Annotated in this window: 16 protein-coding genes; 10 read left to right on the top strand and 6 right to left on the bottom strand. The window is 70.2% G+C overall.

The annotated features are described in order from the left end of the window. Positions 1 to 5 precede the first annotated feature (5 nt). The 5 genes from pgm (at position 6) to OHA21_RS04310 (ending at position 7,236) form a co-directional block, all read left to right on the top strand. A complete protein-coding gene (gene pgm, locus OHA21_RS04290) occupies positions 6 to 1,646 on the top strand; it encodes a phosphoglucomutase (alpha-D-glucose-1,6-bisphosphate-dependent) (protein WP_328470342.1) in 1,641 nt (546 codons plus the stop codon). A gap of 147 nt (positions 1,647 to 1,793) precedes the next feature. Continuing rightward, positions 1,794 to 4,031, top strand: coding sequence for a putative bifunctional diguanylate cyclase/phosphodiesterase (locus OHA21_RS04295; RefSeq protein ID WP_328470344.1), 2,238 nt, complete (start codon positions 1,794 to 1,796; stop codon positions 4,029 to 4,031). 49 nt (positions 4,032 to 4,080) lie between these two features. After that, the gene (locus OHA21_RS04300; RefSeq protein ID WP_328470346.1) at positions 4,081 to 5,454 is read left to right on the top strand and encodes an MFS transporter; all 1,374 of its coding nucleotides are present in this window, start codon (positions 4,081 to 4,083) and stop codon (positions 5,452 to 5,454) included. Positions 5,455 to 5,608: 154 nt separating this feature from the next. Next, entirely contained in the window at positions 5,609 to 6,904 is a 1,296-nt protein-coding gene (locus OHA21_RS04305) for a hypothetical protein (protein WP_328470348.1), read from the top strand. Then, positions 6,901 to 7,236: a hypothetical protein gene (locus OHA21_RS04310; protein ID WP_328470350.1), complete on the top strand. Its 336-nt coding sequence runs from the start codon at positions 6,901 to 6,903 to the stop codon at positions 7,234 to 7,236. Before OHA21_RS04305 ends, OHA21_RS04310 begins: the two co-directional genes overlap by 4 nt. A 58-nt stretch (positions 7,237 to 7,294) precedes the next feature. Here the strand turns inward: OHA21_RS04310 and gndA are convergent, their stop codons facing one another. Next, complete coding sequence (gene gndA, locus OHA21_RS04315) at positions 7,295 to 8,734, bottom strand: NADP-dependent phosphogluconate dehydrogenase (RefSeq protein WP_328470352.1); 1,440 nt, start codon at positions 8,732 to 8,734, stop codon at positions 7,295 to 7,297. Positions 8,735 to 8,918: 184 nt separating this feature from the next. Here gndA and OHA21_RS04320 point away from each other — a divergent pair, with 184 nt between their 5' ends. The 4 genes from OHA21_RS04320 (at position 8,919) to OHA21_RS04335 (ending at position 13,837) form a co-directional block, all read left to right on the top strand. After that, entirely contained in the window at positions 8,919 to 9,233 is a 315-nt protein-coding gene (locus tag OHA21_RS04320) for a type II toxin-antitoxin system PemK/MazF family toxin (RefSeq protein ID WP_196414146.1), read from the top strand. Positions 9,234 to 9,396: 163 nt separating this feature from the next. Then, positions 9,397 to 11,301: a SpoIIE family protein phosphatase gene (locus OHA21_RS04325; protein ID WP_328470354.1), complete on the top strand. Its 1,905-nt coding sequence runs from the start codon at positions 9,397 to 9,399 to the stop codon at positions 11,299 to 11,301. After that, positions 11,298 to 12,554 (top strand): erythromycin esterase family protein, encoded by a 1,257-nt coding sequence (locus tag OHA21_RS04330; protein ID WP_328470356.1) that lies wholly within the window; start codon positions 11,298 to 11,300, stop codon positions 12,552 to 12,554. Before OHA21_RS04325 ends, OHA21_RS04330 begins: the two co-directional genes overlap by 4 nt. Positions 12,555 to 12,727: 173 nt before the next feature. Beyond that, positions 12,728 to 13,837, top strand: coding sequence for an alpha/beta fold hydrolase (locus OHA21_RS04335; RefSeq protein WP_328470358.1), 1,110 nt, complete (start codon positions 12,728 to 12,730; stop codon positions 13,835 to 13,837). Between the two features lie 73 nt (positions 13,838 to 13,910). Here OHA21_RS04335 and OHA21_RS04340 read toward each other — a convergent pair whose 3' ends face one another. The 5 genes from OHA21_RS04340 to OHA21_RS04360 all read right to left on the bottom strand — a co-directional run bounded on the left by OHA21_RS04340 (position 13,911) and on the right by OHA21_RS04360 (position 21,490). Continuing rightward, a complete protein-coding gene (locus tag OHA21_RS04340; RefSeq protein WP_328470360.1) occupies positions 13,911 to 14,693 on the bottom strand; it encodes a class I SAM-dependent methyltransferase in 783 nt (260 codons plus the stop codon). Next, positions 14,683 to 15,741, bottom strand: coding sequence for a spore photoproduct lyase family protein (locus OHA21_RS04345; protein ID WP_328470362.1), 1,059 nt, complete (start codon positions 15,739 to 15,741; stop codon positions 14,683 to 14,685). Before OHA21_RS04345 ends, OHA21_RS04340 begins: the two co-directional genes overlap by 11 nt. Before the next feature lie 606 nt (positions 15,742 to 16,347). Then, positions 16,348 to 18,018 carry an ISAzo13 family transposase gene (locus tag OHA21_RS04350; RefSeq protein ID WP_442875064.1) on the bottom strand — a complete coding sequence of 557 codons (1,671 nt, stop codon included), beginning with the start codon at positions 18,016 to 18,018 and terminating at the stop codon, positions 16,348 to 16,350. A gap of 494 nt (positions 18,019 to 18,512) precedes the next feature. Beyond that, positions 18,513 to 19,901, bottom strand: a complete 1,389-nt coding sequence (locus OHA21_RS04355) for an MFS transporter (protein ID WP_328470364.1) — start codon at positions 19,899 to 19,901, stop codon at positions 18,513 to 18,515. An 11-nt stretch (positions 19,902 to 19,912) separates the two neighbouring features. Next, positions 19,913 to 21,490 carry an FMN-binding glutamate synthase family protein gene (locus OHA21_RS04360; RefSeq protein WP_328470366.1) on the bottom strand — a complete coding sequence of 526 codons (1,578 nt, stop codon included), beginning with the start codon at positions 21,488 to 21,490 and terminating at the stop codon, positions 19,913 to 19,915. 104 nt (positions 21,491 to 21,594) lie between these two features. Here OHA21_RS04360 and glgX point away from each other — a divergent pair, with 104 nt between their 5' ends. Next, complete coding sequence (gene glgX, locus OHA21_RS04365) at positions 21,595 to 23,703, top strand: glycogen debranching protein GlgX (RefSeq protein ID WP_328470368.1); 2,109 nt, start codon at positions 21,595 to 21,597, stop codon at positions 23,701 to 23,703. The last annotated feature ends 25 nt before the right edge of the window (positions 23,704 to 23,728 follow it).

A 23,728-nucleotide genomic window follows, 5' to 3' on the forward strand; every position in this document is an offset into this window, starting at 1 on the left:
CCGCGATGTCTGTCCACCCCCGTGCCGGCCGGCCAGCCGAACCCGCTGATCTGATCGACGTGCCCAAGGTCATCTCGCGTTACTACACCGAGCACCCGGACCCCGGGCAGGCGGGGCAGCGGGTCGCGTTCGGCACCTCCGGGCACCGCGGGTCCAGCCTGCGCTGTGCGTTCAACGAGGACCACATCGCCGCGACGAGCCAGGCGATCGTCGAATATCGCCGGGAGCAGGGCGTCGACGGTCCGCTCTTCCTGGGCCGGGACACCCACGCGCTGAGCGAGCCGGCCATGATCACCGCGCTCGAGGTGTTCGCCGCCAACGACGTGACCACGCTGATCGACAGCCGGGACGGCTACACCCCGACGCCCGCGCTGTCGCACGCGATCCTCACCTTCAACCGCTCGTCGTCGCGCAAGGCGGACGGCGTGGTGGTCACGCCCTCGCACAACCCGCCGGACGACGGCGGCTTCAAGTACAACCCGCCGAACGGCGGGCCGGCCGACACCGACGCCACCAAGTGGATCCAGGACCGCGCCAACGCGCTGATCGCGGGCGGTCTCAAGGACGTCCGGCGGGTCAGCGCGGCGCAGGCACGCGAGTCGGCGACCGTTTCGGGGTACGACTACCTGGCCACGTACGTCGACGACCTGCCCTCGGTGATCGACATCGAGGCGATCCGGCGGGCCGGGGTGCGCATCGGCGCCGACCCGCTCGGTGGGGCGAGCGTCGCCTACTGGGGCGAGATCGCCGACCGGCACGGCCTCGACCTGACCGTGGTCAACCCCACCGTCGACCCCCGGTTCGGCTTCATGACCCTGGACTGGGACGGCAAGATCCGGATGGACTGCTCCTCGCCGCACGCGATGGCCTCGCTGATCGAGCAGAAGGACCGGTTCCAGATCGCCACCGGCAACGACGCCGACGCCGACCGGCACGGCATCGTCACCCCCGACGGCGGCCTGATGAACCCGAACCACTACCTGGCCGTGGCGATCGGCTACCTGTTCCGGGCCCGGACCGACTGGCCGGCCACCGCGGGCATCGGCAAGACCCTGGTGTCCTCGTCGATGATCGACCGGGTCGCCGCCGACCTGGGCCGCCGCCTCGACGAGGTGCCGGTCGGCTTCAAGTGGTTCGTGCCCGGCCTGCTGGACGCCTCGATCGGCTTCGGCGGCGAGGAGAGCGCGGGCGCCTCGTTCCTGCGCCGCGACGGCAGCGTGTGGAGCACCGACAAGGACGGCATCCTGCTCGACCTGCTCGCCTCCGAGATCATCGCGACCACCGGGAAGACGCCGAGCGAGCACTACCGCGAGCTGACCGCGCGGTTCGGCGAGCCGGCGTACGCGCGGATCGACGCCCCGGCCAGCCGGGAGGAGAAGGCGATCCTCGGCAAGCTGTCGCCGGAGCAGGTGACCGCCACCGAGCTGGCCGGCGAGCCGATCACCGGCGTGCTGACCAGCGCGCCCGGCAACGGCGCGGCGATCGGCGGCCTGAAGGTGGTCACCGGGTCCGGCTGGTTCGCGGCCCGCCCGTCCGGCACCGAGGACGTCTACAAGATCTACGCCGAGTCGTTCCACGGTCCGGAGCACCTGGCCCGGATCCAGGAGGAGGCCCGGGCCGTGGTCTCGGCCGCCCTGAATGCCTGACTGATCGGGTTCTACTCAGGTTCGGGACGGTTTCGCCGACTGGTATGCCGCAAGCAATAGGCACACCTGGCGAGGAGCCGTACGAACCCGATGAGCGCACCCGAGAGGCAGCGAGCCGGTGGGCTCACCCCCGTGATGGTGGCTGTCGTGGCCACCATCGCGGTACTGGTGTGGCTGCTGGTGGACACGTCCGTGCTCCATCTCGGGTATGTGGGCGGCCCGGTCACCATGGCCGCCGCGGTCTTCGCCTGCCAGCGGATCGCCCGGATCGTGCAACTGCCCCGGGCGGTGCGCTCGTTCTGGCGCCGGCTGGAGCACGCGAGCATCTGCCTGCTGGTGGGCGCGGTCGTCGCGCTGTTCCGGGCGAACAACAATACCGGACTCTCGCCGTACGTCGGGGTTCCGCTGCTGGCCGGCGTACTCCTGCTGCTTGCGGCCTTCCTGCTGCTGCCCGGACCGAAACGCACCCCGGTGGCCTGGATCCGTGGCGTGCTCGACACCGCCACCGTCGCGGTCGCCAGCGGTCTGATCTTCTGGTACGTCGTCCTCGACCTGGCCCCCGAGGGCACCTCGATGGTGGCCCGGACCGCGGCCGCCGTGGTCGGCATGGGCGGCATGCTGCTGCTCGTGGTGATCGGCAAGGCGGCGGCCCGGCCGCAGACCATGGTCGACCCGGCCGCGCTGCGCGTGCTGGCCGTCGCGCCGCTCGCCGCGATCGCCGGGAACATGCTGCTGATCGCAGGCGGCGACTGGAGCCGGCTGGCCCTGTCCGTGCTGGCCATTCCGATGGTCGGTGTCTCCCTCTGCGTCGGCGCCCACCTGCAGCGGCGGGCGCTGACCGGCGGCGAGCGGCCGCAGGGCGCCGCGCTCTCGCACCGCTCGCTGTTGAACCTGCTGCCGTTCCTCGCGGTCACCGCGACCGCCGGCCTGGTGGTCAGCGTCAGCGCCCAGGAGATGACCGGCCGGCAGCGCACGCTGATCATCGGCGCGGTGCTGATCGCCGGGCTCGTCGTCGCCCGTCAGCTGCTCAGCCTGCGCGAGAACACCCTCGCCCTGAAGGGCATCCGCCGCCAGCAGGCCGAACTCGAGCGGCTGGCGCTCAGCGACTCGCTCACCGGGCTGCCCAACCGGGCCCGGTTCGGGGTCGCGCTGGCCGAGCGGATCGGCGCCCACCAGGCCGCCGGCGCGCTGCTGATCGACGTCGACGACTTCAAGATGATCAACGACACGCTCGGCCCGGCCGCCGGTGACCAGCTGCTCTTCCAGGTCGCGCAGCGGCTGCGGGATCGCTGCGGCGCCGGCGAGATGCCGGCCCGGCTCGGCGGTGACGAGTTCGCCGTACTGCTGCCGGTCGACGACCCGGAAGCGGCCGAGGAGGCCGCCGGCCGGGTGCTGCTCGCCTTCGCCGACCCGTTCCGGGTCGGCGACCAGACGCTGCTGCTGCACTCCAGCGCCGGCATCGCGCTGGCGGGCACCGGCGAGACCGCGGACGAGGTGCTCCGCAACGCCGATATCGCGATGTACGCGGCCAAGGAGTCCGGCAAGGCGTCCTGGGTACGCTTCGAGCCGCGGATGCGCCAGGACATGGTGAACCATGCCCGGCTCGCCAGTGAGCTGCAGAACGGCATCATCCGCGGCGAGCTGCGGCTGCTCTACCAGCCCGTCTTCGACCTGGTCACCGGGCGGTTGCACGGCGCGGAGGCGTTGGTGCGGTGGCAGCATCCGAGTCGTGGTTTCGTGTCGCCGGGTGAGTTCATCCCGGTGGCCGAGCGGTCCGGGCTGATCGTGCCGCTCGGGGCGTGGGTGCTGCGGGAGGCGTGCACGCAGCTGTCGCGGTGGCGCCAGGCGCACCCGAACGCGATCGAGGCGGTCAACGTGAACGTGGCGGTCCGGCAGTTGCGGGAGGCCGGGTTCGTCGACGAGGTCGCGGCGGTGCTCAGCGACACCGGGCTGATGCCGAACAACCTGATCCTGGAGGTCACGGAGTCCTCGGTGGTCGACGGCTGGCAGGTCCGCGAGACGCTGCAGGCGTTGCACGAGATGGGCGTACGCCTGGCCCTGGATGATTTCGGCACCGGCCAGTCGTCGCTCAGCCTGCTGCGCGCCTTCCCGGTCGACGTCCTCAAGCTCGACAAGTCGTTCGTCGACGGGATCGCCGACGGCGAGGACCGCGGCCGCGTCGCGGTGGCCGCGGCGGTCGCCCAACTGGCGGAACATCTGCAGCTCAAGGCGGTCGCCGAAGGCATCGAGAGCGAAGAGCAGGTGGACCGGCTGCGGCAGATGGGCTACCGGTACGGGCAGGGCTTCTTCATGGCCAAGCCGCTGCCGGCGGACGAGTGCGGCGCGCTGATGGCCGCCGACCCGGTCCGGGCCCGCGCCGCGTAGCCGAAAATCCGGTGGACCTCAAGACCTGTTGAGGTAATACGGTCTTGGGATGGCCGTCATCCGGGGGAACGTGAAGACCTTCTATCAGCTGCTCGGCAACACGCTGCTGGTGTCGGTCATGAATTTCACGGTGTGGTTCGCCGTCACCTTCTGGGTGTACCTGCAGACCAGATCGGTCTTCGCCACCGGGATGATCTCCGGCATCTTCCTGGTGCTGACCGCGCTCACCGGCATCTGGTTCGGCAGCCTCGTCGACGGGCACCGCAAGAAGACCGCGTTGCAGGGCTCGGCCGTCGCGTCCTTCCTGCTGTACGCGGCCGCGTTCGCCCTCTACCTGGTCACCCCGGAGGACGAGTTCCGTGACCCGGCGAGCGCGCTGCTCTGGGCGTTCGTCCTGCTGCTGATGTTCGGGGTGATCGCCGGCAACATCCGGACCATCGCGCTGCCCACCCTGGTCACGCTGCTGATCGAGGAGGACACCCGGGACCGGGCGAACGGTCTGGTCGGCACGGTCTCCGGCACCACGTTCCTGGTCACCTCGGTGATCAGCGGGCTGCTGGTGGCGCTGGACGGGATGTTCTCGGTGCTGCTGCTGGCGCTGGTGGTGCTCGGGCTCGCCGTCGCGCACCTGGCCTTCGTGACGATCCCCGAGCGGGGGGTGCTGCACACCGGCGAGGACGTGCCGAAATCCGGCGTCGACCTGCGCGGCACCCTGCGGCTGATCGCCGGGGTGCCCGGGCTGACCGCGCTGATCCTGTTCAGCACGTTCAACAACTTCCTCGGCGGCGTCTTCATGGCGCTCGCCGATGCGTACGGGTTGTCGCTCGTGTCCGTGCAGGCGTGGGGCCTGCTGTGGGGCGTGCTCAGCACCGGCTTCATCATCGGCGGGCTGCTGGTCTCGCGGACCGGTCTGGGCAAACGCCCGGTCCGGCTCCTGCTGCTGATCAACCTGGTGCTCTGGACGATCATCATCGTGTTCCCGCTGTGGGCGTCGATCATCCCGCTGGCAATCGGCTTCTTCCTGTACATGGTCCTGGTGCCGTACGCCGAGGCCACCGAGCAGACCATCCTGCAGCGCGTGGTGCCGTACGAACGGCAGGGCCGCGTCTTCGGCCTGGCGCAGAGCGTGGAACAGGCCGCCTCCCCGCTGACCGCGTTCCTGATCTCGCCGATCACCCAGTTCGTCTTCATCCCGTTCATGACCGACGGCGCCGGCGCCCGCACCATCGGCCCGTGGTTCGGCACCGGCGCCGACCGCGGCATGGCCCTGGTCTTCATCCTGACCGGCCTGATCGGCGTGATCGCCACGTCGCTCGCCCTGCTCAGCCGCCCCTACCGCCGCCTGAGCCGCCGCCTGGCCGAGAACCCTGCCTCGGCCGAGCCCAGCGCCGAGGACGACACCGTGCCCACCGTAAGTCCATGATCTGACATCGACGCGCGTCGCTCTCTGTCATGCTGCGCTCACTTGCAGCGAGAGGGGATCGATGGTGAGCTGGTTGAACCCGGAGCGTCCGTCGTCGGAGCGGCCCCGCACACCCGCGCCGGTGCCCTCGCTGCCACCTACACCGTCAGAGATTGTGCGGTCTGCCCCGGCGGATGCGCTGCACGGTCCGACGAGCCGGCTGAAATCGCTCGTCGCCGGCTCGGACGCGGCAGAGGCGGCGTACGCCCGGTTAACCCAGCGTCTGCGCCGGCTGGAAAGGGACGAAACTACCGAGGCGGCCATCGCCGCCACGTCAGCCGTCCTGGACCTCGGGCGGGCGGTCTCCGACCCCGCCTTCCTCGTCCGCCGCACCTCCGGCGAGCTGTCGGCGATCGAGACTCAGTTCAACCAGTTGGCCCGCCGTCTCGACGGCCCGATGGACGACCTCGACCTCCGCCTGCGGCGCAGCGAACTTCCGCCGCTCTGGTTGGACGTGGTGGCGCCGGCCCACGACCGCCTGGTGGTCTGGGAGAGTAGCGCCCCGTGCGAACCGCAACGCCTGACGACCGCGGACACCCCGGTCGTGGTCCAGGCCAACAACTGCCGGTTGGACGCCCGGGAGCACTACCGGATCCGCCGTGTCTCGCTGGACTGCGAAGACCTCTACCGGGACCCGGCCGTGCTCGAGGCGTTCCTGACCATGATGCTGGACCCCAGCGAGGCGAATCACGAGGCGTTCAAGGCCCGGGTGAGTCCCGGTCTGCCGGACCGTGCGCCGGAAGGGGAGCGAAGGTGCGGGCGGCAGCTTCCCCCGAGTGTCGCGATGCTCGCGGACGGGGCGGACGTGGTCGCCCAAGGCGACAACTCCCGCCTGCGCACCGAGACCTGCTACCACGTCGAGGAGGCGGCCATCCCGCTGGCCGAACTGCTCGTCGACAACCGGGACCTGGCCGTGGCGATGGCCGCCCGGTTCGGGGCCGGCCCGGCCGACCGGAGCGCCGGCGATCCGCTCGGCATCATTCGCGGCATGGTCGACGGGATCGCTGACGAGGACCTGCTCACCTACACCGACGAGCTGGGCCGCGGGGCCTCGGTCTCGCGATCCCTCTTCGAACAGCGGGTCAACCTCGCCGGTGCGGTGATGGTGGGCTACGGGAACCAGCTGAACCAGAGCACCCGGATCGGCCTCGCGTGGGGCGCCGGCTGGATGCTCAAGGAAATGATCGGCAAGAAGCTGAAAGAGCTGGCGAAGACCGTCGAACTCACGCAGCCGCCGCAGCCGCAGCATCAGTTGTCGCCGCTCAGCGCGGTCGAGCCGCCGCAGCCTGCACCGTCGCCCGTCAGGCCGGTCATGCCGTCGGAGCAGAGGCCGGCGTCCAGCATTCCCCGATCAACAACGCCGCCGATACCCCGGCGTGACGTCGAGGCGCCGGGACTGGATCTCTGGTGAGGCCACCGATGCGGATCGGGCTGATCGCACTCGGGGCGCTGCTGGTCGTCGCCGGTGTGGTCTTCGCGGTCGTCGACCTCGGCGCCGCCGATCAGGTGGCCAGCGTGGCCAGTTTCGTGCTGGCCGCTCTCGTCGCCGGCCGCGCGCTCCTCACCCGCCCCGCTGCGCCACCGGCGGAGCCACCCGCCGGGCCGGCGTCCGACCCGCCCACCGGTGGACCCGGCTCCCGAACCGCGATCAATTCCGGGGTCGTGTTCATGGGAGACGGGGCCTTCGCACGAGTGAAGATCAAGAACCGCGGCGGGAGGTCCGTCCTCCGCTGGTGGCGCTGATCGGTGCGGCGCCGACAGGCCGCCCGCCTCACCGGCGGGCGGCCTCCGTGGGACCTTGTCAGGCTTCGACCTCGGCGCGGTCCTCGGTCGCCCAGAGGGTGTGGAACGAGCCCGGCTTGTCCACCCGGTGGTAGGTGTGCGCGCCGAAGAAGTCGCGCTGGCCCTGGATCAGGGCGGCCGGCAGGCGCTGCGCGCGCAGGCCGTCGTAGTAGGCCAGCGCGGACGCGAAGCCGGGCGCGGGGATGCCCTGCTGCGCGGCGGTCGCCACCACGCGGCGCCACGCGTCCTGGGCGCCGCTGACCGCGTCCAGGAAGTACTGGTCGACGAGCAGCGTGGCCAGGGTCGGCTGCTTGTCGTACGCCTGCTTGATGAAGTCGAGGAACTTGGCCCGGATGATGCAGCCGGCCCGCCAGATCTTCGCCATCGCGCCGGGGTCGATCTCCCAGCCGTACTCCTTGCTGGCCGCCTGGATCTGCTGGAAGCCCTGGGCGTACGCCACGATCTTGGAGGCGAACAGCGCCTGCTCGACGTCGGCCACCAAATCTCCGGAGTGCGCGCCGGCGGTGACCGACGGGCCCGGCAGGCCCGCGTCGGCGGCGGCCTTGCGTTCCGCCTTGCCGCCGGAGAGCGCCCGGGCGAAGACCGACTCGGCGATGCCGGAGACCGGTACGCCCAGGTCCAGCGCCGCCTGCACGGTCCAGCGGCCGGTGCCCTTCTGCTCCGCCTGGTCCAGCACGACGTCCACGAACGGCTGGCCGGTGGCGGCGTCCACCTGCTTGAGCACCTCGGCGGTGATCTCGATCAGGTACGAGCCGAGCCGCCCCTCGTTCCATTGGCCGAAGATGCCGGCTATGTCGGCCGGCGAGTGCCCGCCGATCTGCCGGAGCAGGTCGTACGCCTCGGCGATGAGCTGCATGTCCGCGTACTCGATGCCGTTGTGCACCATCTTCACGAAGTGACCGGCGCCGTCCGGGCCGACGTGCACGCAGCACGGCTCCCCGTCCACCTTCGCCGCGATGTCCTCGAGCAGCGGGCCGAGCGCCTCGTACGACTCCTTCGGGCCACCCGGCATGATCGACGGGCCGTGCAGCGCGCCCTCCTCGCCGCCGGAGACGCCGGCGCCCACGAAGTGCAGGCCCTTCGCCTTGAGCGCCGCCTCCCGCCGCCGGGTGTCCGCGTAGTGCGCGTTGCCCGCGTCGATCAGCATGTCGCCCTCTTCGAGCAGCGGGGCGAACTCGTCGATCACGGCGTCGGTGGCCGGCCCGGCCTTCACCATGATGACCACACGGCGCGGGCGCTCCAGGCTCGCGACGAACTCCTCCGCGGTCTCGGCCGGCAGGAAGGTGCCCTCGTGGCCGAAGTTCTCGACGAGCTCCTTGGTGCGGCCGTAGGACCGGTTGTGCAACGCCACGGTGTGCCCGTGCCGGGCGAAGTTCCGGGCCAGGTTGCGGCCCATCACCGCCAGGCCGGTGACTCCGATCTGCGCCTTCTGCGACATCACTACGTCCTTCCTCAGTACCCGCCCGTTACGGGCCCCGCCGTCATTCTTACGGGATGCGGCCCCTCGGGGTTCGATCTCGTCCACGTGGTGAGCGCCCGGCCGGGGAAAAGTGGAGATCGGCGCGGCGGTACGCTTCCTGCCATGCCGATCCGGACCGCCCTGACCTCCGGATCCTGCTGACATGAGACGCGGCGAGATCTGGACCATCGGCGACCGCGCCGACCTGCGGTACCGCGTACTCGTGCTCTCTGCCGACAGCTACAACGAGCGCGGCAACGCCGCGCCGATCTGCGCGCCCATCGTCCGCCAGCGCGGCGTCACCGAACTGCCGCCGTACGCGGTGGCGCTCACCGAACAGGACCCGATCACCGGCGTCGTGGTGGTGAACCGGATGCGCCGGCTGCCGGCGTCCACCGGGGCGGAGCGCATCGGCATGGTGACCGGGGCGAGCATGGCCCGTCTCGCCGAGGCCGTCCGGGACCTCTTCGAGCTCTGACCCTCCATTTAGGCCGGCCGGCTCCCCGAACGTTCGACGCCCGACCGGGTGACCTGTGCGACGCGACGCCGCAGGCAGGGCGCGTGCCCGGATGAACGGGGGATGCCGGGCGGGTGCCCGCTGGCGTAAGCAGGAGTTCGTCAAGCAGGCGGGGAGGTCGCTGGTGGCAGGTCAGGCGCATACGCACGGCTCGCCGGAAAGCGCACGCGCCGTCGTTGACCGGGCGGTCGGGTTGCTGGCGGGCCGGGCCCGGTGCCGGCTCGCCGAGGCGCACCGGCACCTGCTGCGGATGGCGGCCGAGCAGCGGTGCGATGTGGCCGACGTGGCCGGCCGCGTGATCCGGCTGTTCGACGGCGGGCCGCAGACCGCGGACCGGCCGTCGCCGGAGACGGCCCCGCAGATCGTCGCCGCTGCCATGGTCAACCCCGCGGTGGTCAGCCCGGCGCCGGCGCTGACCACGGCGGAGCCGCCGCCGCGCCGGTTCCGGCCGTGGCTCGCCACCGTGCAGGGCGTCCTGGACGCGCTGCCCGGCATGGCCGCGTTCTTCACCGCGGAACGCGACGACGCCGGCCGGCTGATCGACCTGGTGTGGGCGGCCTGCACCCCGGAGGCGGTGACCCCGGACGGCCGGCGCGGCACGCAGCTGATCGGGCACCCGGTGAGCCGCTACTACCCGGAGGTGCTCGCCGAGCAGCGCTGGCACCTGTACCAGCGGGTTCTCGACCGCGGTGAGCCGGCCGACGTCGGGCCGGTCCGGATGGGGGAGGGCGAGTTCACCGTACGGGCCCGGCCGCTCGGCCCCGGCCTGCTGATCAGCTGGGAGCGCCGCGACGACCCGGACCACGAGGTGGACCGGCTGGACGGCATGGAGCAGCTCGGCAACCTGGGCTGGGGCGAGTGGGACATGATCAGCGGCGAGATCTACTGGTCACCGCAGCTGTACCGGATCTACGAACGGGACCCGTCGCTCGGCCCGCTCAAGCAGGAGGAGGCGGCGGCCCTGGCGGTCGCCGACGACGTGCCGCTGCGGACCGCCGCCCAGGAGTCGTTCCGGCGCGGCCAGCGGGTCGACGTCGTGCACCGGGTGCGGATCGGCGGGCGGGTCAAGCATCTGCGGACGGTCGCCGACGCGGTCCGTGACACCGAGGGCCGGCCGCTGCGCCTGTACGGCGTCGTCCAGGACGTCACCGAGCAGCAGGCCGGGGCGGAGCGCCTGGCCGAGGTGGAACACCAGCTCGACGAGCAGAGCCGGACCCTCGCCGCGGAACACGACCTGGCCGGCCGCCTGCAGCGGATCATCCTGCCGATCCCCGAGGAGCCGATCGACCTGCCCGGGCTGCGGGCGGCGATCCGCTACCTGCCGGCCGGCGACGACACCCTGGTCGGCGGCGACTGGTACCACGCGGCGGCGCTGCGCGACGGCTCCGTTCTGCTCGCCGTCGGCGACGTGGCCGGCCACGGCACCCAGGCGGCGACCACGATGGCCCAGCTGCGGCACGCGCTGCGCGCCCTCAGCATCCTCACCAGCGATCCCAGCACGCTGCTGGCACAGCTGAACCGGCTGACCTGCGAGCTGGGGCACGAGTCGCCCGAGCTGGCCGCCACCGCGGTGATCGCCCGGTTCGATCCGCGCCGGCGGGAGCTGGTCTGGGCCCAGGCCGGGCATCCGCCGCCGCTGCTGAGCCGGGGTGGGCGTACCGCGCCGCTGGCCCGGCCCGCGGGGCCGTTGCTGGGCGTGGTCGAGGACGCGACGTACGCCGGCGCGGTGACCGAGTTCCGCGCCGGCGACGTCCTGCTGCTCTACACCGACGGGCTGGTCGAGCATCGCCGGCGCAGCCTCGACGCCGGCCTGGACGCGGTGATCGCCGCGGTCGACGACGCGGTCCGCGCCTCCCCGCAGCAACCCCTGGCCGAGCTGCTGGCCCGCCTGCGCCGCGCCAACCCGGACGACGACACCTGCATCCTGGCGGCCCGCCCGAGCCGCCGTCGTTCGCCGGGCACCACCCCTTCGTCAATGGGCAAAGTCGGACGTATGTTGCATTCCGGTGCGGGTACCAGCACTGAATGATCCGTTACGGGGACGAGGTGGCGTCCATCGCCCGGCCACTGCGCGACCCGGGCGACCTGGAGATCCTCCTGGACCGGGCGGCCGGCGCGCGGGTCGTCATGATCGGCGAGGCCACCCACGGTACGCACGAGTTCTACGAGTGGCGCGCCGCGCTGACCCGGCGGTTGATCGCCGAGCGCGGCTTCTCCTTCGTCGCGGTGGAGGGCGACTGGCCGGACTGCCGGCGCGTCGACGACGCGGTCCGGGGCGGGAGCGACCCGCGTGACGCCCTGGTCCGGTACGACCGCTGGCCCACCTGGATGTGGGCGAACGAGGAGACCGTCGACTTCACCCGCTGGCTGCACGACCACAACGCGAAGCGGCCGGCCGACGACCGGGCCGGTTTCCACGGCCTCGACGTCTACTCGCTCTGGCAGTCGATGCGGGAGATCCTGACCTGGCTGCGCGAGAACGACCCGAACCTGGTGCCGGCCGCGCTGGACGCCTACCGGTGCTTCGAGCCGTACGCCGAGGACCCGAACGCGTACGGCTGGGCCACCCAGTTCGTCCCGGCGAGCTGCGAGGACCGGGTCGTCGCCATGCTGACCACGCTCCGCGACCGGGATTTCGGGGTGTGGCAGAACGCTGAGGTCGTTGCGGGTGCGGAGGGTTACTACCGGACCATGGTCCGCGGCGGCCCGGAGGCGTGGAACATCCGGGACCGGCACATGGACCAGACCCTGGCCCGCCTGCTCGACCGCTACGGCCCGGCGTCGAAGGCCGTGGTGTGGGCGCACAACACGCACGTCGGCGACGCCCGGGCCACCGACCAGTCCGAGTACGGCGAGGTCACCCTGGGACAACTCGCCCGCGAACGGTTCGGCGACGATGAAGTGGTCCTGGTCGGCTTCGGCACGTACCGGGGAAGTGTGGTGGCCGGACCGGCCTGGGGCGCCCCGATGGAAGCGATGCCCGTGCCGCCGGCGCGGGCCGGATCGCTGGAGGAGGTGCTGCATCTGACCGCGCCCGAATGCGGCGTCTTCGTCTTCCCGCCCGGCCCGGACGGGCCGGACCTGCTCACCACCGTGCTGCCGCACCGGGCGATCGGCGTGGTGTACCGGCCGGAGCGGGAACGCTGGTCCAACTACGTGCCGACGGTCCTGGGGGAGCGGTACGACGCGTTCCTCTGGTTCGACGGGACGCGCGCGCTGCGGCCGCTGCACACCCTCCGGGTCGACTCCAGGGAACCGGAGACATTCCCCAGTGGAGTGTGACATCCATAAAGGGTCGCTTAATTGGATCTTCTTTTTGCCGCAAACGGTGAGTACACATCGGATTCGCGGCCACGCATCTGTGTACCTGGATACGGATACAGATTGCCGTGATCAGTTTTAGGCTGAGTTCCCACGATCAAGAACAATGATCAAGAAAAGGGAACTGGGGTGCCATGAAAACGATCACCAGGGTCCTGCTCGCCGTGTTGGTGGCGGTGGCCGGAACGACGGCCGCGACCAGCACGGCGGCGAGCGCGGCGCAGCTGCCAGGCTTCGTCCTCACCTCTTCGGCCGCGGCCCTCCCGGCCGAATTGGCCCCACTCGCCACCGGCAAGCGGATCCAGTACGTGTCCACCAACGTCAATGGCAGTCTGACCACCGCGACCGGTCTGGTGCTGACGCCGAAGACCGGAAAGAAAAACAAGATCGTCGCGTGGGGTCACGGCACCACCGGACTCGCCGACAAGTGCGCCCCGTCCACGAATCAGGGCGTGTTCTGGCCCGAGGCCCGGGTCGCCGTCGCCGAACTGCTGAGCCGCGGATGGACCGTGGCGGCGCCCGACTACCCGGGACTCGGGACTGCCCTGCCGCACCCGTACCTGGTGGGGGCCAGCGAGGGCCGGTCCCTGATCGACAGCGTGAAGGCCGCCCGTAACCTCGACGCCGCCCTGTCCACCCAGTACGCCATCGACGGCCACTCGCAGGGCGGCCAGGGTTCGCTCTTCGCCAGCCAGCTCGCCCCGTCCTACGACGGCAACCTGGTGCTGAAGGGCACGGCCAGCATCGCCCCGCTCTCCAACGCCGACGTCCTGGCCCCGCTGATCCCCGGCTCACCCGCCCAGGGCTACCTGGTGATGGCCCTGTACGGCATCAACGCCGTCGAACCCGCGTTCCAGCCGTTCACGTACCTGGCTCCCCAGGCCGAGGCGAAGGTCGGCGTGCTGCAGACCGGCTGCCTCTACGAGATCCTCGACGCCTACGACGAACTCACCGCCGCCCAGCTGCTGACCGGCGGCACCGTCCACCCGACGATCATCAGCAAGTTCCGGCAGTACCTCAACCCGGGCCGCACCTCCCCGAGCGCGCCGGTGCTGATCGTGCACGGCACCGCCGATCAGGACGTGCCCTTCTTCCTCTCCGAGGACTACCTGGTCCCGCAGCTGAAGAAGGACTACCCGAGCATCCCGGTGAAGTTCGTGCCGCTCGAGGGCGCCACCCACGACAGCGCCGTCATCGAGTCGGCCGATCTCGTCGCCGACTGGATCGCCGCCCGCTTCGCCTGACCCCGTTCACCCGCACCCATTCAAACGCACCCATACCGGAGCCCGGCGGCGATCCCGCCGGGCTCCACCCGTTTCACCCCGGCCGGTGGGCGTTGATCAACCGGATCGTGGTGGCCAGCTCCGGCGGCTCGGACAGGACAGTGGCCAGCTCGGCGAGCAGGTCGCCGCGGCGCTCCGCCGGCACCCGGCGCACCAGTTCCCGGCCGTTGTGCGAGCCGACCCACGCGAGGAAATGCTCGCGGTCGCGGAACTCACTGCGCACGGTCAGCTCTTCGACGCTCGTACCGAGGAATCCGGCCTCGCCCACCGCGGCGCGCAACCGGCCGGCATCCTTGAACATCTCCGCGAGCGCCATCTCCGGCGGCGGATCCACAGCGTGCCGCGCGACGGCCTGCATGGCCGCGCGATGCCGCGGGTCAAACTGGGCAAAGGCGCTGAAAGCCAGCGTTCCACCGGGTCGCAAGAGTTTGCGGTACGCGTGAAGCGCGGCGCCCGGGTCCGGCAGGAAGAAGAGCAGCAGCCCCGCGGTGATCACGTCGAAGCTCTCGCCCGGGAAGTCCGGCGCCTGCGCATCCCCGACCAGGACCTGTACTTGCGGCAGATGGGCGGCCTCCGCGCTGGTCAGCGACACCATGGCCGGCGCCCGATCGATTCCGGTCACCCGCCCCGATTCCCCGGCCGCCTCCGCCGCCGGGAAGAGCACCGCCCCGCGCCCGCACCCCACGTCGAGCACGCGATCCCCGCGGGTGATCCCCGCCGCGGCCGCCAGCGCCGCCCCCATCGGGGTGAAGAACTCCACGCCGAGCTGGTCGTAATCGGCGGCGGCCTCATCGAAGACATCCCTGTCAGAAGGCATACCGGATCTTAAGGTAGGGCGTGCGCTCGGCGATCAGATCGGTGAGAGCGCGGACGTACGAGCCTTTCGCGCCGGTCCGGTACCGGACGTTGAGGTCACCGTTCTGCGAGCGCTTCGGCTGCTGGAGTCCAGGTTGCCAGAGCAGCTCCTCGGCGCGCGGATGCCAGCCCAGGTTCACCTCGTGCAGGCCCCGGTTGTGCGTCAGGAAGATGATCTCGGCGGCGAGCTGCTTCTTCGCCTCCGCGCCGAGGCCGGCGTCCAGGTGGTCGAGCAGGTCGGCCCAGTCCTCCAGCCAGCCGTCGCGGACCACCACCGGGCTGAAGTTGACGTGCACCTCGTACCCGGCCGCCACGAAATCGTCGATCGCGGCGATCCGCTCCGGGATGCTGCTGGTCCGGATGTCGAGGACCTTGGCGTCCCGCGGCGGCATCAGCGAGAACCGGATCCGGGTCCGCCCCTGCGGATCCCAGTCCAGCAGATCCCGGTTGACGTGCTTCGTCGCGAAGCTGGCCTTCGCGGTGGGCAGCTCCCGGAACAGCGTCACCAGATCGCGGACGTTGTCGCTGATCAGGGCGTCCACCGAGCAGTCCGAGTTCTCGCCGATGTCATAGACCCAGCTGTGCGGATCACACTCGTTCGGCTCCGGCTTGCTGCCCTGCCGGGCCACGTGCCGTCCCAGGTACGCCGAGATCTTCTCGATGTTCGCGAAGACGGTGATCGGGTTGCTGTACCCCTTGTGCCGCGGAACGTAGCAATAGGCGCAGGCCATCGCACACCCGTTAGCGGTGCTAGGGGCGATGAAGTCCGCCGACCGCCCGTTCGGCCGGGCGGTGAGCGTCTTCTTCACCCCCAGCACCAGGGCTTCCCGCTTGATCCGCACCCAGCGGCGCACGTTGGTCTCATCGCCGTAGAGCTCCGGGATCCGCTGGTGACTCTCCACCTCGACGATCGTGGCGTCCGGATAGCGCTCGAGAACTTCCTTGCCACGAGGCAGTTCCGCCGCCGCCGGCTCCAGATAAATGCGGCGAATGTCCAGCAGGTCGGTCACTGGCCAATTGTCCGCTCTCCCCGCCCCCTCTCCAAACCACCCGCCGCCCCGAGCCACCCACGCCTGCCCGTGTCCTGCTCGCCAGACCACCCGCCGCCCCAGGCCTGCAGCGCCTGCCCGTGTCCTGCTCTCCCAGGGCCACCTGCCGCCCCACGCCAGCAGCGCCTGCCCGTGTCCTGCTCTCCCAGGGCCACCTGCCGCTCCAGGCCAGCAGCGCCTTCCCGTTGTGCTGCTGTCTCCAGTCGGCCCGCCGCTCCAGGCCGGCAGCGCCTGCCCGTGTCCTGCTCTCCCAGGGCCACCTGCCGCTCCAGGCCAGCAGCGCCTTCCCGTTGTGCTGCTGTCTCCAGTCGGCCCGCCGCTCCAGGCCGGCAGCGCCCGCCCGTGTCCTGCTGTCTCTAGACGGCCCGCCGCTCCGGGCCGGCAGCGCTTGCTCCCTCACCAAACCACCCGCTGCCCAAGGCCAGCAGCACCCGCGTATTTCGTGCGTGGGCGGCGGCTGGGGTGGGCGGGCCGCCGCTCAGGCGGGTTATGCGGCGCGTATTCCGTGCGTGGGCGGCGGCCGGGGTGGGCGGGCCGCCACTCAGGCGGGTTAGGGCTCGTCGATTTTTAACTCGCTGTTTTGATCAAGGCGGGTGCGGTGAATCCGGCGGCGCGGGTGTGAGCGGCGAGGTCGGTGTGGTTGGTGAGGCGGATGTTGCTGGGTTCGATGGGGTGCTGGATTTGGGTGAGCAGGGTGCGGGTGTTGCGGATGGCGACGTTGATGGTGGTGCCGGCGACGCCGAACAGATCGGCGATGACCTTGCGGGGCAGTTGGTAGCGGTCGTGGAGCAAGGTGGCCAGTAGTTGGTGGCTGAGGGTGACGCGGATCTTGCGGCCGCCGCCGCGGGGCCGGGCGTGGCCGCGCAGGTTGTGCAGGAACGCTTCGTGTTGGGCTTGATGGGGAACGGTGAGCCGGTTGATCAGGTCGTTCCATGCGCTGTCGGGCATGCCGGTGATGGCCGGGTGCACCAGCGCGGCCAGGTGATGCAGCGGTGGTAGGGCTGTCGCGGGTTCGCCGGCGGGTGTGGCCGGGTCGGGGCGCAGGGTGTAGTTCCAGTCGCCGTGCCAGTCGTGACGGTCGATGGCCAGGGTGCTCATCTGCTCGTCGGTGATGACGACGCCGGTCGGGTAGTGGCCGGTGTCGAGTTCGGCGTGCACGCGCAGCCCGCTGCTGGTGGTGGTCGCGGCGATCGTGTGGACGATGGTCTCGTGGCTGGTCAGGGGTCGTGCCCGCCAGTTCATCGAGATGTGGGCGAACAAGCGATGCTCGATACGGTTCCATTTACTGGTGCCGGGCGGGAAGTGGCAGACGGTGATCGGTAGCCCGATTTCGGCGGCGAGAGCGGCCAGATCCGTTTTCCAGGCGCGAGTGCGGTAGCCGTTGGATCCGCCGGCGTCCGCGGTGATCAAGAGCCGTCCGGCGTTCGGGTAGCGGTCACGGCCGTAGCCGTCCCACCAGCGGCGCAGAGTGGCGACGGCGAACGCGGCGGTGTTGTGGTCGGTGCCGACGGCGACCCAGCCGGTGTCGGCGGCCAGGTCGTAGACCCCGTAGGGGATCACCTGTCCCAGCTGCGGATCGGCGAAGTCGTGGGTGCGGACTACGGCCGGCTCACCGGCAGGCCGCCACTCGCGGCCCTTGTTCGCGAACGCGCCGACGAGTTCCTTCTTCTTCGTATCGACGCTGACGACCGGGTCACCGCTGGACAGATAATCCTTGACCTGCTCGTTGATGTAGCCGAACTGGGCGTCGCGGTCGGGATGGCGTCTGCCTTCCAGAGTCTTGGCATTGCCCTGAAGGCTGAATCCCTCACCGTGCAGCAGAGCAGCGATCGTGTCCGGCCCGGCCTTATGACCCCGCCCGGCCAGTTCCTGCGCAAGGTGGCGCAACGACTTCGTCGTCCATCGCAGCGGCGACATCGGGTCCCCCCGCTCGTCCGGCTCGACCAGCCCCAACAACGCCGGCATCAGAGCGGGATCATGTTCGGTCACCGGCTTCCGGCCGCCACCGGCACGGCGGACCCGGCCCAGCGGCGCCACCCCGGCCTCCAACTCATCGACGCCCGCAGCCACCGTGCCCTCCCGGACCCCGGCAGCTCGCGCTACCGCCCGGATCCCGCCATGCCCCAGCACCCGAGCCTCAGCACCCAGCAGCAACCGGCGTTGCCGCTCGTCCAGATGCGGCAAGATCACCTCAAACTTCGCTGCCAGCCTGCCCCGTTCCTCCTCCGATACCGCCATAACAGATCAACGCATCGAAATCCGCCAAGCAACGGCTTGTTCTTCGACGAGCCCTTATGCGGCGCATATTCCGTGCGTGGGCGGCGGCTGAGGCGGACGGGCCGCCGCTCAGGCCGGTAATGCTGCGTCCGTTTCCTGCGTGGGCGACGGCCGAAGCTGGCCAGCCGTCGTCCGTGCAGGTCCGGAGGACGCGTTCGGTACTCAGCAACAGCCCGGGCGAGCTCGCCCTAGCTGACCGCGCCGGGAAGCAGTTGGCTAGCCTCCTAGGATGCAAAGGCGGGGTGAGCCCGACTATGGCTACTGGATCGAAGGTCGCCGACCAGGGGCCTGTCGCATCGTCTTGCGCGACGGGCTGCTGCTGGGCCGAGGGCTTGTTCACACCGTGCGGGCCACGCTGCGCTCGGGGCACCGGCTAAGACGGCGAAGCTGCACCAGGGCGCCGGACAAAACAGGCGGAACTGCGGCGGGGCGCCGGACAAACGGCGGGGCGCTGGTTAAGAGGGGAGCTTTTCGGCGTACCGGGGAGGGGTTTTGGCCTGTGGGGCCGTGCTGATGCGGCCCAGCGCGAGCACCGCCAAGCCCAGGCCGCACAGGATCCACCAGGCGGCGTGCTGCGAGTTTGCAGCGACAGCGCCGGTGGTGGCGGAAGCCACGACGGCGCCGATGACCGCCACGCCCAGCGCCGTGCCTACCTGGCGGCTTGTGGAGGCGATCGCGGCGGCGACGCCGGCGCGGTCGCGCGGCATGCCGGAGACCGCTGTGTTGGTGATCGGCGTGTTGACCATGCCGAAGCCGAACCCGAAGACCAGGTAGCCGGCGAACAGCTGCCAGGCCGGTGTGGCAGCACCCGCCCACGTCATCGGCAGCAGGCCGGCGGCCATCGCGGTGCCGGCGATGGTGAGGGGGAGGCGGGTGCCGCGGGAGGCGACCAGCCGGCCGGAGATCGGTGACGCGATGATGGTCATCACGGCCATCGGCAGCGTGTAGAGGCCGGCCTGCAGGGCGGTCAGGCCGCGGATCTCCTGCAGGTAGAGGGTGTTCAGGAAGAGAAAGCCGCCGAGCGCGGCGAACGCGCACACCGCGATGAGGGTGGCGCCGGCGAATGGGCGGCGGCGGAAGAGTCCGAGTTCGATCAGGGGTTCGGCGCGGCGCGGCTCCCACCAGAGGAGGCCGCCGAGGGCGGCCGCGCCGAGGCCGAAGCAGCCGAGGATTTCCGGCGAGGTCCAGCCGGCGGCGGGGCCTTCGATGATTCCGTACGTGACTGAGGCGAGCAGCGTGAACACCAGCACCTGGCCGCCGGGGTCGAGCCGGCGCGCGTGTCCGGCGCGGGACTCGGGGATGAAGCGCCAGGCCAGCAGGAAGGCGGCGATCCCGACCGGCACGTTGATCCAGAAGATCGACTCCCAGCCGAAGGAGTGCACGAGCACGCCGCCGGCGACCGGGCCGAGGGCCATGCTGAAGCCGGTGACCGCGCCCCAGACGCCGATGGCGCGGGCACGTTCGCGGGGGTCGGTGAAGGTGTTCGTGATGATCGACATGGCGACCGGGTTGAGCATGGAGCCGCCGACAGCCTGGACCATGCGGAAAACGATCAGCCAGCCGAGGCTCGGGGCCACGCTGCAGAGTAGGGAGCCGACGGTGAACACTGCGAGGCCGGCCTGGAAGACCCGGCGCCGGCCGATGCGGTCGGCGACCGAGCCGGCCAGGACCAGCAGGCTGGCCAGGACGAGGGTGTACGCGTCGAGCGTCCACTGCAGCCCGGAAACCGTGGTGTCCAGGTCGTCACGGATCGCGGGCAGCGCGATGTTCACGATCGTCGCGTCCAGGCTGATGATCAGCAGGCTGAGGCAGCAGATCGCGAGGATCAGATAGCGGCGGGGCACGAGCTCGGTTTCTATCCCACCCGCGTGGCGGAGGGCGGTGCGGTACTGCCCTGGGGTTCGGTGGCGGTCATCAGTTCGGCGATGGCCTTCTGGTCGGCGGCGGACGGCAGGCCCCAGCCGGCGCGGTAGCCGTAGACCTCGTCGAGGGCGGTCGCCGCGGTACGCCCGTCGAGGATCTCCACCGAGCCGGTGTCGATCAGCCCGGGGTGTTCGACGCCGCAGGCTTCGGCGACTTTGAGCAGGTCGCGACGCAGCGTCTTGATGTAGTTGGCGGCACGTACCGATTTCAGGGTGGGGTCGAGGCCGCGGGTGAGCCAGCGGTTCTGGGTGGCCACGCCGGTCGGGCAGGTGTCGGTGTGGCATTTCTGCGCCTGGATGCAACCGATCGCGAGCATCGCCTCGCGGGCGACGTTGACCATGTCGCAGCCGAGGGCGAAGGCGACGACCGCGTTGTCCGGCAGGCCGAGTTTGCCGGCGCCGACGAAGACGACCTGTTCGTGCAGGTTGCGTTCGGCGAACATCCGGTAGACGCGGGCGAAGCCGACCTGGAACGGCAGCGACACGGTGTCGGTGAAGATCAGCGGCGCCGCGCCGGTGCCGCCTTCGCCGCCGTCGATGGTCACGAAGTCGGGGCCGCGGCCGGTGGTGGCCATCAGGGTGATCAGCTCGTCCCAGAAGCCCAGGTCGCCGACGGCTGATTTGATGCCGACCGGCAGGCCGGTCTCGGCGGCGAGCAGTTCGATCCAGTCGAGCAGGCTGTCGGTGTCGTGGAACTCGGCGTGCCGGGACGGGCTGACGCAGTCCACGCCTTCGGGGATGCCGCGGGTGGCGGCGATCTCGGCGGAGACCTTGGCGCCGGGCAGCAGCCCGCCGAGGCTGGGCTTGGCGCCCTGACTGAGTTTGATCTCCAGGGCCCGGACCGGGGCGGAGGCCACCAGGTCCTTGAGCCGTTGCAGGTCGAAGCGTCCCTGCTCGTCGCGGCAGCCGAAGTACGACGTCCCGATCTGAAAGATCAGATCACCACCACGGCGATGGTACGGCGAAAGCGCCCCCTCACCCGTGTTGTGCAGGCAGCCGGCCAGCGCCGCGCCCCGGTTCAGAGCTTCGACGGCCGCACCGGAGAGCGATCCGAAGCTCATGCCGGAGATGTTGACGACCGACTCGGGCCGGAACGCGTGCCGCCGCCCGCGGGCCGCGCCGAGCACTTTGGCACACGGCACGTACGCCTCGTAGCCGGCCGACGGGTTCGAACGCGGCACCGCCCGCCCGAACGTCTTGTGCTTGATGATCGGGTATCCGGCGGTGTACTCGATGTCGTTGTCGGTGCCGAACCCGAAGTAGTTGTTCTCCATCTTCGCCGACGCGTAGACCCATCGCCGCTGGTCACGGGTGAACGGGCGCTCCTCGTTGTTGCCGGCGACGACGTACTGGCGCAGTTCCGGCCCGATCGCCTCGATCAGGTAGCGGCCGTGCCCGATGACCGGGAAGTTGCGCAGCAGGGCGTGGTTGCGCTGCATCAGGTCCCGTACGGCGACGGCGGCCACGGCCGAGGCGGCGGCTGCCGCGGCCGCCCGGATTCCACGTTTCATGCCTGATTCATTGCCGTCGGCCCGGTGGCTAAACCGACGCGCGGGAGCTTGGTCACATCAACAGGGCGTTTCCGCATGTGCATCGACGGGGCATCGTGGGGCTCATGCATATCTGGCCGGGCAACCCCTACCCGCTGGGTGCCACGTACGACGGCGGCGGAACCAACTTCGCTCTCTTCTCCGAAGCGGCGCACCGGGTCGAACTGTGCCTGTTCGACGACGACGGGAATGAGACCCGTATCGACCTGCCGGAACGGGAGGCCCTGGTCTGGCACGGCTATCTGCCCCGCGTGGTGCCGGGCCAGCGGTACGGCTACCGGGTGCACGGCCCTTACGACCCGTCCCAGGGCTTGCGGTGCAATCCGAACAAGTTGCTGCTCGACCCGTACGCGAAGGCGATCGAGGGTGACTACCGGTGGGACGAGGCGCTGTTCTCGTACCGGTTCGGGGATCCGCATTCCTACAACGACGCCGACTCGGCCCCGTTCGCGCCGCGCTCCGTGGTGATCAACCCGTATTTCGACTGGGGCAACGACCGGCCGCTGAAGATCCCGATGTACGAGACGGTGATCTACGAGGCGCACGTCAAGGGGATGACGATCCAGCATCCGGACATCCCCGAAGACGTGCGGGGGACGTACTCCGGGCTGGCCCACCCCGTGATGATCAAGTACCTGAAGCGGTTGGGGGTGACCGCGGTCGAGTTGATGCCGGTGCACCAGTTCGTGCACGACAGCGGCCTGATCGAGAAGGGCCTGTCCAACTACTGGGGTTACAACACGATCGGGTTCTTCGCGCCGCACAACGGTTACGCGTCGTTCGCCGGCGGTGGCGGGCAGGTGCAGGAGTTCAAGGCGATGGTGAAGGCGCTGCACCAGGCCGGCATCGAGGTGATCCTGGACGTCGTCTACAACCACACTGCCGAGGGCAACCACCTGGGCCCGACCCTGTCGATGCGCGGGATCGACAACCCGGCCTATTACCGTCTGGTCGACGAGGACCGGTCCTATTACTACGACACGACGGGCACCGGGAACAGTCTGAATGTGCGCCACCACGAGTCGCTGCGGCTGATCATGGACTCGCTGCGCTACTGGGTGACCGAGATGCACGTCGACGGTTTCCGCTTCGACCTGGCCTCCGCGCTGGCCCGCGAGTTCCACGAGGTGGACCGGCTCGCCGCCTTCTTCGACCTGGTCAACCAGGACCCGGTCGTCTCCCAGGTGAAGCTGATCGCCGAGCCGTGGGACGTGGGCGACGGTGGCTACCAGGTCGGCGGCTTCCCGCCGAACTGGACGGAATGGAACGGCAAATACCGGGATTCGGTACGCGATTTCTGGCGCGGCGAGCCCTCCAGCCTCGGCGAATTCGCGTCGCGGTTCACCGGCAGCTCCGACCTGTATCAGGACGACGGCCGGCGGCCGATCGCGTCGATCAACTTCGTCACCGCGCACGACGGTTTCACGATGCACGACCTGGTGTCGTACAACGAGAAGCACAACGACGCGAACGGCGAGGGTAACCGCGACGGCGAGAGCCACAACCGGTCGTGGAACTGCGGCGTCGAAGGCCCCAGCGAGGATCCCGACATCGTCACGCTGCGCGAGCGGCAGAAGCGCAACTTCCTGGCCACGCTGCTGCTCAGCCAGGGTGTCCCGATGATCGTGCACGGCGACGAGCTGGGCCGCACTCAGCAGGGCAACAACAACGTGTACTGCCAGGACAACGAGCTCAGTTGGGTGGACTGGCAGGAGGCCCGCAACTACGACGTGCTGACCGGGTTCGTGCACCGGCTGCTCAAGCTGCGGGCCGAACACCCGATCTTCCGCCGCCGCCGGTTCTTCACGGGGGAGCCGGCCGGTGACTCCAAGCTGCCGGACATCGCCTGGCTGCGCCGTGACGGCGAGGTGATGACCGAGGCGGACTGGAACACCCGCAGCGGGATGACCATGACCGTCTTCCTGAACGGGCACGGCATCCCGGAACGCGACGCCCTCGGCGAGGAGATCCAGGACGACTCGTTCCTGCTGCTGTTCAACCCGCTCGACGAGGACGTGTCGTTCACGCTGCCGGGCCGCGACTACGGCCGTACCTGGGAGATCGCGGCGAACACCGCGGATCCGCTGCTGGCGACCCGGCGCAAGACCTTCAAGGCGGGCACGCAGATCTCAGTGCTGCGCCACAGCCTCGCTGTCCTGAGGTGCCGTTACTGAGTATTGTTCACGACCCTCCGCGACC

This window comes from Actinoplanes sp. NBC_00393, from assembly GCF_036053395.1.
Lineage (GTDB): Bacteria > Actinomycetota > Actinomycetes > Mycobacteriales > Micromonosporaceae > Actinoplanes.